Origin of the sequence: Lysobacter antibioticus HS124 (genome assembly GCF_000336385.2) — a bacterium.
Lineage (GTDB): Bacteria > Pseudomonadota > Gammaproteobacteria > Xanthomonadales > Xanthomonadaceae > Lysobacter > Lysobacter firmicutimachus.
Map to the genome: position 1 here is coordinate 1 of NZ_HG424569.1, position 10,156 is coordinate 10,156.

Here is a 10,156-nt window from a genome sequence, read left to right on the forward strand (position 1 = left end):
CCTGGCCCCTTGTAGGAGCGGCGCAAGCCGCGATCGCAGCGCGTCCAGATCGCGTCGCAGGCCGGGTTTCGTGGTCGCGGCTTACGCCGCTCCTACAGGCGAGAATCCAGAAAACGCAGCGACCTGGCCCCCTTGTAGGAGCGGCGTAAGCCGCGACCGCAGGGCGTCCAGATCGTGCCGCAGGCCAGGTTTCGCAGTCGCGGCTCGCGCCGCTCCTACAGGCGAGGATTCAAAAAACGCAGCGCCACCTGGCCTCGTGTAGGAGCGGCGCAAGCCGCGACCGCAGGGCGTCCAGATCGTGCCGCACACCAGGTTTCGCAGTCGCGGCTCGCGCCGCTCCTACAGGCGAGGATCAAAAAAGCGCAGCGCCACCTGGCCTCGTGTAGGAGCGGCGTAAGCCGCGACCGCAGGGCGTCCAGATCGCGCCGCACGCCAGGTTTCGTGGTCGCGGCTTGCGCCGCTCCTGCAAACGGCGATCCATCTGACTCCCACCACCGCCTCAACACCCAGCGGATTTGCCGGAATCCCCGCCCGTCGCCATCGTCTCTTCCATCCAGCGCGCGTAGTTCCCCAGCCGCACGCCGTAACTGATCTCGCCGTACCGGCCCGGGCGCAGTTCCGTGCCCTCGACCTGGCCGCGCTTCCAGGCCGCGACCCCGGCGACCTGCCATTGCTTGCCTACCGCGACCAGGATCGGCCCGCCGCTGTCCCCGCTACCGGTCGACGCCTCCAAGGGCAGCGCCTTCGGCGGTGCGTCGAAGGCGTATCCGATCCACCGAGTTTCCGACACGCTGATCCGGTTGTAGCCCTGGCGCAGTTCGGTCCGATTCGGTCCACGCAACGAATGGCCCGTCGAACCCGTCCCCGTGGCGCCGCGTCCCATGATCCGGACGAGCTTCCCCAAGGCCGAACCCCGGTAGATGCGCACAGGGGCGATATCGCGAACCGGCGCGGACAGCTCGATCAAGGCGATGTCGTCGGACGTAGCGGCGAACGCGAAGAACGCGTCCCAATCGCCCGATTTCAGTGCGGCGTCGATCATCGCCTGAGGCGGCTGTTTGTAGCCCGGATGGACGACGATGCGGCGCACCGCACGAGGCGTGCCGCCCACGTCCACCGTATCCACGGCATGCTGCCAGCTCACGGCGTGGGCGGCGGTCACGACCCACTGCGGCGCGATAAGCACCCCATGGCCCTCGCCGGGCATGTCCGCCAGCGCCGGGAACTCGGAGGCCGCCATGCGATAGCGCAGATCCGGGACATCGTCGCGAACAACGACCGCGCCGGCGCCGGACGAGACCAGCAGGAGCAGCAGGGCGGCAGCACGCATGCGCAACCTCCGTCGTCGGAAACCGCCATTGTCGGGCCCCAGGCGCGGCATTGGCTATAGGCCGGTCGCGCGACACCGGGCCGCACCCCTGGTAGGAGCGGCGCAAGCCGCGACCGTGGGGCTTCAAGCTCGCGCCGCAGGCCGGACCTCCCCTGTGGGCGCCCGTGTTCAGCCGACCGCGCAATCAGCAGCAGAACGGCGGCGGCTGCGGCAAGGCGCCGATGGGCTGTGCGCAGGCGGCGCTCGCCGCAGAGCCATCGCGGGCGAACCCGCGGCGCATGTCCGATCTCGCCCCATGCGGGCGCCGGGCCGCGGATATCAGGCGCCGAATCCCGGCGGCGCGCGAAAACCGCCAAGCGCTTGCGCGATCAATCGGGCGACTTCGATGGTGGTCCGGTCGCCATACTCCGGGCCGATGATCTGCAGGCCGATGGGAAGGCCGTCGCGCGATAATCCGCTGGGAAACGCCGTGCTCGGCAGATAGGCGACGCTCGCCAGGCCGACCCAGAAGTAGTGCTCGTAATGCGAAGTGCGCACCGCGTCGACGTCGAGAATTCTCTCGGGCTTGGGCCGGTGATCGTGTGGGTACGCCGTCGTCGCGGAAATCGGGCATATCACGACATCCCAGTCGCCGAAGAAGGCGCGCCAGCTCAGCCGGCAGCGCGTGCGCGCCTCGTCGCGATCGGACCAGTCGCGATGGTCCAGCGCTCGCGCACGCATCAATATCGCCAGCGGCGATTCGTCGCTCGCATCGAACTGCGCGGCCGTTCTCTGGTTGTCGCGATGGTAGTCGTCCGGAAGACCGACGAGCCCAGCCGATCCCAACAGACTCAGGTAGGTAACGTACGAGTCCTTCGCGGAGAAGTCGGGGCGCGCCAGATCGGACACTGCCGCGCCAGCCCGGGCCAAGGCGTCTCCGACCTCCTGCACGCGATCCGATATCTCGACCGAGGTCGGCGCGAAATCCTGCCTGGGCCAGATCGCCACGCGCAGGCCGCGTAGCGTGTGCGTCTTCGGCGGCGGAAGCTCCAGTCTCCAGCCCGGCGATCGAAACCGGTCGGGGCCGGCTACGGCGTCCAGCGCCAACGCCAGATCCTCCGCGCTTCGCCCCATCGGCCCGACGACATTCAGATCCTGGGCGGATACGACGCCCAAAGGATGGTGGCCCAGCGTCGGAACGATGCCGTAGGTCGGCTTGTGCCCATACACGCCACAGAAGTGGGCCGGGTTCCGGATCGAACCGCCGATATCGGAACCGAATTCCAGGCCGCTCAGGCCGGCCGCCAGCGCAGCGGCCGATCCGCCGGACGATCCGCCCGGCGACCTCGCCGTGTCCCAGGGGTTGTGGGTGGTGCCGTAAACCTCGTTGTAACTCTGCCAATCGCCGAGCCGCAGCGCGACGTTGGTTTTGCCGATGACATGGGCGCCGGCCGCCTTCAACCGCTCGACTACCGCGGCGTCGTTCAAGGCGAGACGATCCCGTTGCTCCGGCACGCCCCACGTCGTCGCCAAGCCGGACACGTCGAAGGATTCCTTGACCGTCATCGGCACGCCGTGCAGCGGACCCAACCGCTGTCCGCGGGCGACAGACGCATCGGCCCGCTTCGCCGCTTCCAGGGCGCGCTCGAAATCCCTCACCACGACGGCATTCAACGCTTTATCGAATGTCTCGATGCGTTCGATGTAGTGTCGAGTGAGTTCGAACGAACTGATTTCCTTGCGCCGAATCCGTCGCGCCAGATCGGCCGCCGACGAAAAAGCCGACTCGTCCGACGCGAGGCCGGTGTCGATCGGGGGCAGGGTAGGGGCGCAGGGCGAAACCGCAGCCCCGTCCGGCGCCGTGAGCAAGTCAGGCCTGGAAATCGGATTCATAATGGCCCCGGCCGTAGGTCGGCAGCGCTCGATCACGGGCCTGTCGGCCCTGATTCACGCCTGCTAGTCCCGCTGGGCCGGAATTCTAGCGGAAACTCCAAGTGCCCGTAACGAGTCGCGCCGTGCCCCTGTGGGGAAAATCCCGGCCGATATCTGTGCCAGGAGTGGGGCGGGGGGCCGCACGCAGCCGGCCGCAGCTCCGGCGCGGAGCGCATTGCCGCGGCCCATCGGGGATATTGCTTGACAGACCGATAGCCGGGGCCGGACCCTCTGCGGCATGAAAATCGATATCGAAACGCTCAGCCTGGCGCAACTGGAGTCCCTGTTGATCGCCGCGGAACGGCGCAAGCGCTTGCTCTCCAGCCGCCGCTCCATCGCCTCGGTACGTCGCAAAGTGATCGCGCTCGCCGCTCAGCACGGTTACACGATCGAGGAACTCTACGGGGACAAGCCGGTGGCCGCGGTGGCGGTCAAGAAGCGGACGACTCGGCGAAAGACGGGCAAGGTGGCTCCCAAGTACCGCGACCCGGACAACAAGCGCAACACCTGGTCGGGCCGCGGGCGGATGCCGCGATGGCTGGCCCAGAAGACCAAGCACGGCCGCAGCGCCACCGACTTCCTGATCCCCGGCCTGGCCAAGCCCACCGCAAGCAAGAGCAGTTCGATAGGCCGACGGACGCTGATCAAGCAAAGCTGACGCCACAGCCCGGGTGCGCGGGAAGGCGAGGAGCGCCTAGCGCGCTGCGATCGGTGCGCGCAACGGCGAGTACGCCCGAGCCAGGCACCGCCATCCGGCGGTCTATACTCTGTTCGCATCGGGGCCCCGAGCATCGGCTATGCGAACAGCTTCAGCGTCGCCTTCATTTCAAAGCGCTGTGCCGGCGGAATCGGCGCCGATGCCCCGCCGTCCGACGTTCCGCTTCCGATACCTCGCGCGCGGGCACCGGGAAAGCGCTTCGACGACGCGCCACGGTTGCGCGAGCTGTCGCCCATGAGCGCGATCGACCGCTTCCCCGCACTGGGCGCCTGGCGGGATGCCGGCGAATTCGTCACCGTCCGCGGCCGCCGCATCTACTGCCGCCGCGACGGAGCGGGGCCGCGACTGCTGCTGATTCACGGCTTCCCGACCAGCAGCCTGGATTGGGCGCCGATATGGCCGATGCTGACCTCGCGCTTCGAGGTGCTGACCTTCGATCTGCTGGGCCTGGGGTTTTCCGCCAAGCCTCGCGGCCATCGTTACCGCGTGAGCGAGCAGGCGGATCTGGCCGAAGCGGTCGCGCATCATTACGGCTGGAACGCCGCCTTCGTACTCGCCCACGATTATGGCGATACGGTGGCGCAGGAATTGCTCGCCCGAAGCGATCAGAACCCCGCGCACGCCGCATTGCGCGTCCTCCGCTTGTGCCTGCTCAACGGCGGATTGTTTCCGGAAACCCATCGCGCTCGACTGATCCAGCGTTTGCTCGCTTCGCCGCTCGGGCCTGGGTTGGTCGGGTTGATGAGCCGCCGCAGCTTCGCGCGCAGCCTCAACGCGTTGTTCTCGCCTGCTCGCCCGCTCGGCGAGACGGCGATCGACGAATACTGGGCGTTGCTGCAGCACGAACAAGGCCTGCACGCGGTGCCGTCGCTGCTCGGGTACATGGCCGAACGCCGGCGCGAACGAAGCCGCTGGGTCGGTGCGCTGCAAACGACCGAGAGCCCTTTGCGCCTGATTTGCGGCGCGCTCGATCCGGTCAGCGGATTGCACATGTCCCAACGCTATCGGCAACTCGTTCCGCGCGCGGATGTCGTGCTGCTGGACGATGTCGGCCATTTCCCGCAGCTGGAAGACCCGGACAGCGTCTTCGCCGCGGCCGCAGCCTTCTTCATCGGCGACGACGAACGGACCGGCGCGTAAGGCGGTTCCGCATTTTTCGAACACGCGGCGCCGATTCGCTGCGTTCGATCGATCCGAAATCATGCCCGCGCGGCAGGGCAGGGGGCGGCGATCGCATAGGCATCGATCGCGTCTTGCCGACGGCCTGCGCCGTGTATTTTCCGATAGGCCGGACGGCGACCGGACGCCGAATAAAGCCGAACTCCGGCGGTCGATAACGAAGAAACGCGCGATGCGTCGGACGCGGGCGCCGAGCGCAGATCGCTGCCACCGGCATGCCGCGAGTCGATTCATCGCTGGCCGGTCGCGGGCGGTTTGCCCGTATGCAGCAGGGGGTCGGCACCGATTGCCGAAAGTGCAAGCGAAGCAGCGTAACCGCGGTTTTTCCCCTGCACTGTGAAGCGCTTCCGAATTTTTCCGGAAGTCGGTTGACGCCCCTGGGGGTCGGATGTAGTGTCCGGCCGAAGGACGAATTGGCTGTAGGGCAAGGAGAATTGTGCTCGTGAGCGCGCCCTCGTACGACGGGACCATCGCAGTGCCGGACGCCAGTCCCGGTCACGCCGACTTCCCTCTGACGGACATGCAACGCCTGCTGGTCGTCAGTGCCTCCGACGGCATGGAATATGCGCTGCATCCGCACCTCTACTTCGAGGTGGAGCGTCCCGGCCTGGACATCGATCGATTCGTTTCCGCGATCGCGCGCGTGATCGAGCGACACCGGCGCAACATCGTCGCCGTGACGCCGGAGCTGCGGCTGCGGCAGGTCGAAGAGGCGAGCGCGCCTCGCGTATCGGTCTGGGACCTGCGCGGGCTTTCCGAATTGGGAACACGCCAGGGGCTGATGCAGATCCGGCATCGGATGTCGCACCAGCCGCTTCCCATGGATCGCTGGCCGTGGCTCGACTTCCAGCTCACACGCTACGGCGACAGCGATGTCCGGCTGCACGTCAATTTCAGCAATCTGTTTCTCGATCAGTTTTCCGGGCTGCGCCTGCTGTCCGAGATCGAGCAGTACTACGCGAACCCGGATGTCGAACTTCCCGCCGACCAAGTGGGGATCGCGGAGGTGTCGCTCGCGCTGGCGCAGCGCCACGAGGCGGCCGATCGGGCGCGCGCCTATTGGACCGATCGCGTAGCGACGCTGCCGGCTCCGCCCGAACTGCCGCTCGTGCGCCTGCATGGAAACCCGGGCTTGAACCGGCGCCGGCTGGTGATCGACGCGGCGACCTGGGCCGCCTTCACCGCCGGCGTCGCCTTGCACGGCATGAGCCCGGTGACGGCCTTGCTCGCGGTGTACGGCGAGATCGTCGCCCGTTTCAGCGGGTCGCGCCATTTCATTCTCAATCAGATGATCACGCGCCGCCTGCTCAGGCGGATTCCGGGCGCCGAGTCGGTGCTGGGCAATCTCGGCGCGATCTATCCGCTCGAATTCGATTGGCGCGGTGCGGCCTCGCTGCTGGAACGGGCCCGCCGCCTGCAGGCGACCATCATCGGCGATCTCGGACGCACCGACTGGTCGGGGGTCGATGTGCTCGAAGCCTTGAACGCGCGCCACCATTCGCAAGGCCGGGCCGCGTGCCCGTTCGTGGTCTCGTCGGGCTTGGCCGGCGGGCCGCAGGAAGCGTTCGGCTACAGCAAGTTGGCGACGCCGCAAGTGTTGCTCGATCACCAGTTCTTCGCGCTTCGCGGCGACCGGGTCGAAATCGTCTGGGATGTCGTGGAAGCCGCGTTCCCGCCGGGTTTCATCGATGCGCTGTGCCATGCGCACGAAGCGCTGATCCGCAGCCTGGCCGCCGACCCGCAGGCGTGGACCGCGACGACCGCGCTGGTGGCGGCCCGCAGCCCGGCATCGCCGGTGGAAACCGGCCTGGCACGGCCGTTGCCGACGGGCCGCCTGTCGGACGGACTAAAGGCCGGAGCACGCGTCGCGCCGGAGCATCCGGCTGTCGTCTGCGGCGAGGAGGCGCTGAGCTATGGCGAACTGGCCGCGGCCGCCGAATCGTTGGCGAAGGTGTTGTGCGCCCACGGCGTCCGCCCCGGCGATCGGGTCGCGATCGTGCTGGCCAAGGGGGTTCCGCAGACGATCGCGGTCTATGCGGCCCTGCTCGCCGGTGCCGCGTACGTGCCGATCGATCCGGCGTGGCCGCAGCGGCGGATCGAGCAACTGGTGAACGACATCGGCGCGGCGGCCGTCCTCGGCACCGAGGCGGGCCAATGCCCGGGCGTACCCGTCATCGCGGTCCGCGGCGAGGCCGCGGCAGTGGCAGCGGCAGCCTGCGCAGGCACGCAGTTGCCTGCCGACCTCGATCCTTCCGCGCTGGCCTACGTCATCTACACCTCCGGCTCGACCGGGCAACCCAAGGGCGTCGCACTCGATCACCGCGGGCCGGTCAACACCATTCTCGACGTCAACGGCGAGTTCGGCATCGTCGCCGAAGACGTGCTGTTCGGCGTGTCCTCGCTGTCGTTCGACCTGTCGGTGTACGACATCTTCGGTGCGGCGATGGCGGGCGCGACGCTGGTGCTGCCCGATCCCGCCGACCACAGCCCGCACGCCTGGCTGGCGGCGATGGTCGAACGAGGCGTCACGGTGTGGAATTCGGCGCCTCCGTTGATGCAGCTGCTGGTCGACGTCGCGCGCGCCGAGGGCGTGCAGTTGCCCGCGCTGCGCCTGGTGATGCTGTCCGGCGACTGGATTTCGCTGTCCCTGCCCGACGACATCCGGGCGATCGCGCCGAATGCGAAGGTGGTGAGCCTGGGCGGCGCGACCGAGGCCTCGATCTGGTCGATCTGGTATCCCATCGATGCGGTAGACCCCAAGTGGCGCAGCATCCCCTACGGGCGGCCGATGGCGAACCAACCCTGGTACGTTCTCGACGAGCAGGGCCATGAGACGCCGACTTGGACCACCGGTCAGCTGCATATCGGCGGCGTCGGTCTCGCCCAGGGCTATTGGGGCGACCCGGATAAAACCGCGGCGGCGTTCGTAACGCACCCGGCCACGGGCGAGCGCATCTACCGCACCGGCGACCTCGGCCGCTTGCTGCCCGACGGCAACATCGAGCTGATCGGGCGCATCGATGCGCAATGCAAGATCCAGGGGCATCGGGTCGAACCCGGCGAAGTCGAGCACGTGTTGGCGGCCGATCCGCGGGTCAAGGACGCCGTCGTGCTGGTGGCCGGCGAGGCCAAGCAGAAGCAGCTGCGCGCGTTCGTGGTGCTGCACGAAGCGGCAGGCCCCAGCGAAGGCGAGTCCATCCGCGCCAGTCTGGTGGACCGGCTGCCCAGCTATCTGGTCCCGGCGCAGATCACGGTCGTGGCGAGCCTGCCGGTCACCTCGAACGGCAAGCTCGACCGCAGCGCGCTGCTCGCGCTCGCCGAACCCGCCGCCGAAGCCGGTGTGGACTATGTCGCGCCGCGCACCGAGCTGGAGCGCACGATCGTCGCGGTGTGGAAAGAAGTGCTGGGCGTCGAGACCATCGGCGTCGAAGACGATTTCTTCAACCTCGGCGGGCAGTCGTTCACCGCATTGCGTGCGGTCGCCGCGCTTCGCTCGAAAACCAAGCTCAACCTGTCTCTCGGCGGGCTGATCGAGTCGCGCACTGTCGCGCGCCTGGCCAGCCTGATGACCGGGCAGCGGCTGTCCAACGCCCTGGTGCCGCTGCACCCCGGCGCCGGGCCGGCGCTGTTCATGGTGCATCCGGCCGGCGGATCGGTCGCGGCTTACCGCGACCTGGCGCGCGATCTGGACCGCGCCAGTTTCGGGCTCGCGGCGAGCGAGCCGCTGCCCGGCACCGTGGAAGCGCTGGCGCAGGGGTATGTGGCCGCGGTCCGCGCCGCGGCGCCGGGCCCGTACACGATCTCCGGCTGGTCGTCGGGGGCGGTGATCGCGCTGGAGATGACCGCGCAGCTCGAGGCGGCGGGGGAAAAGGTGGCGCAGTTGATCGTGCTCGATGCGCCCGCGCCGACCGATCCGCCGCCCGGCCCGGTCGACGACGGGACCTTGCAGGACTGGTTCCGCGAGGACACCGCCGGCGCCGACCTGCTGGCCACCGAGCTGCATCATGTCTATCCGGTGTTCGCGCAGATCGTGAATGCCTGCCGCAGCTATCAGCCGCCGGTGGTGGCGGCGGACGTCGCGCTGATCCGGGCCCGCGACGGGCGGGTCAGCGAGTACGCGGAGCATCCGCACGAGGCCGTGGGCGATTGGGGCTGGTCGTCGCGCACCCGCGGCAGGGTGGCCACGCGGGTGGTCGCCGGCACCCACCATAGCCTGTTCAGTCCGCAGCACCGCGCCGACGTGGTGGCCGCCGTTCGGGAGCTCGCCCGATGATGCGCCTGCGCGATGACGGCTTGCCGTTGAACCTTCGCCTGTCCCTGCCGACGCCATCGGCGCCGGTGCCCGTTCGTGCGGGTGTCGTGGAGTGACCATGTCCAGTTCGAGCGCATCTTCCGGCAGCAGCGAACTCCCCGCCGACATCGACGTCGTCGTGATCGGCGCAGGACAGGCCGGCCTCGCCGTCGGCCAGACGCTCAAGCAAGCGGGCGTGAACTTCGTCATTCTCGACGCCGCGAACGAGCTCGGCGTGTCCTGGATCAATCGCTGGGATTCCTTGCAGCTGTTCACGTCCGCACGGTTTTGCGGTCTGCCCGGGCTGCCGTTCCCCGGCGATCCGGACCGATACCCGGCCAAGGACGAGGTGCCGCACTACTTCCGGACCTACGCCGCGACGTTCGAGCTGCCGGTGCATCTCGGCCAGCGGGTGGTTTCGGTGCAGCGCTCCGACGGCGGCTTCGCGGTGACCACGTCGACCGGCCGCATCAGCGCGCGCCAGGTCGTCGCCGCGGTCGGCGCGTTCCAGACGCCGGTCGTCCCCGAGTTTTCCCGGCGGCTTGCGCCGTCGGTCACCCAGCTGCATTCGCACGCGTACCGCAATCCCGAGCAGCTCCCCGCCGGCAAGGTCGCGGTCGTCGGCTCGGCCAACTCGGGCCTGCAGATCGCCACCGAGCTGTCGCACAGTCGCGAGGTGGTGGTTTGCCGAGGCCGCAAGCAGCCGCGGCTGCCGCAGCGGATACTC

7 protein-coding genes are annotated in these 10,156 nt (G+C 68.5%); 4 read left to right on the forward strand and 3 right to left on the reverse strand.

The features are described from left to right. Positions 1-499: 499 nt before the first annotated feature. The gene (locus tag TX83_RS19345) at positions 500-1,330 is read right to left on the reverse strand and encodes a S1 family peptidase (RefSeq protein ID WP_064749632.1); all 831 of its coding nucleotides are present in this window, start codon (positions 1,328-1,330) and stop codon (positions 500-502) included. A gap of 318 nt (positions 1,331-1,648) precedes the next feature. Further along, the gene (locus TX83_RS19350) at positions 1,649-3,202 is read right to left on the reverse strand and encodes an amidase (RefSeq protein ID WP_079248335.1); all 1,554 of its coding nucleotides are present in this window, start codon (positions 3,200-3,202) and stop codon (positions 1,649-1,651) included. 277 nt (positions 3,203-3,479) lie between these two features. On the opposite strand from TX83_RS19350, the gene TX83_RS19355 reads away from it, so the two are divergent. Next, positions 3,480-3,899, forward strand: coding sequence for an H-NS family nucleoid-associated regulatory protein (locus TX83_RS19355; RefSeq protein WP_064749634.1), 420 nt, complete (start codon positions 3,480-3,482; stop codon positions 3,897-3,899). Positions 3,900-4,036: 137 nt separating this feature from the next. Here the strand turns inward: TX83_RS19355 and TX83_RS23495 are convergent, their stop codons facing one another. Further along, positions 4,037-4,195 carry a hypothetical protein gene (locus tag TX83_RS23495; protein WP_186442656.1) on the reverse strand — a complete coding sequence of 53 codons (159 nt, stop codon included), beginning with the start codon at positions 4,193-4,195 and terminating at the stop codon, positions 4,037-4,039. Between TX83_RS23495 and TX83_RS19360 the strand changes: the two genes are divergently transcribed. From TX83_RS19360 to TX83_RS19370, 3 genes are all read left to right on the forward strand, one after another. Further along, positions 4,194-5,099 carry an alpha/beta fold hydrolase gene (locus tag TX83_RS19360; RefSeq protein ID WP_064749635.1) on the forward strand — a complete coding sequence of 302 codons (906 nt, stop codon included), beginning with the start codon at positions 4,194-4,196 and terminating at the stop codon, positions 5,097-5,099. The two genes, TX83_RS23495 and TX83_RS19360, sit on opposite strands and share 2 nt — an antisense overlap. A gap of 481 nt (positions 5,100-5,580) precedes the next feature. Beyond that, complete coding sequence (locus tag TX83_RS19365; RefSeq protein WP_141233585.1) at positions 5,581-9,411, forward strand: non-ribosomal peptide synthetase; 3,831 nt, start codon at positions 5,581-5,583, stop codon at positions 9,409-9,411. Positions 9,412-9,508: 97 nt separating this feature from the next. Next, positions 9,509-10,156, forward strand: a 648-nt coding sequence (locus TX83_RS19370) for a flavin-containing monooxygenase (protein ID WP_186442657.1), incomplete at its 3' end; no start/stop codon positions are given.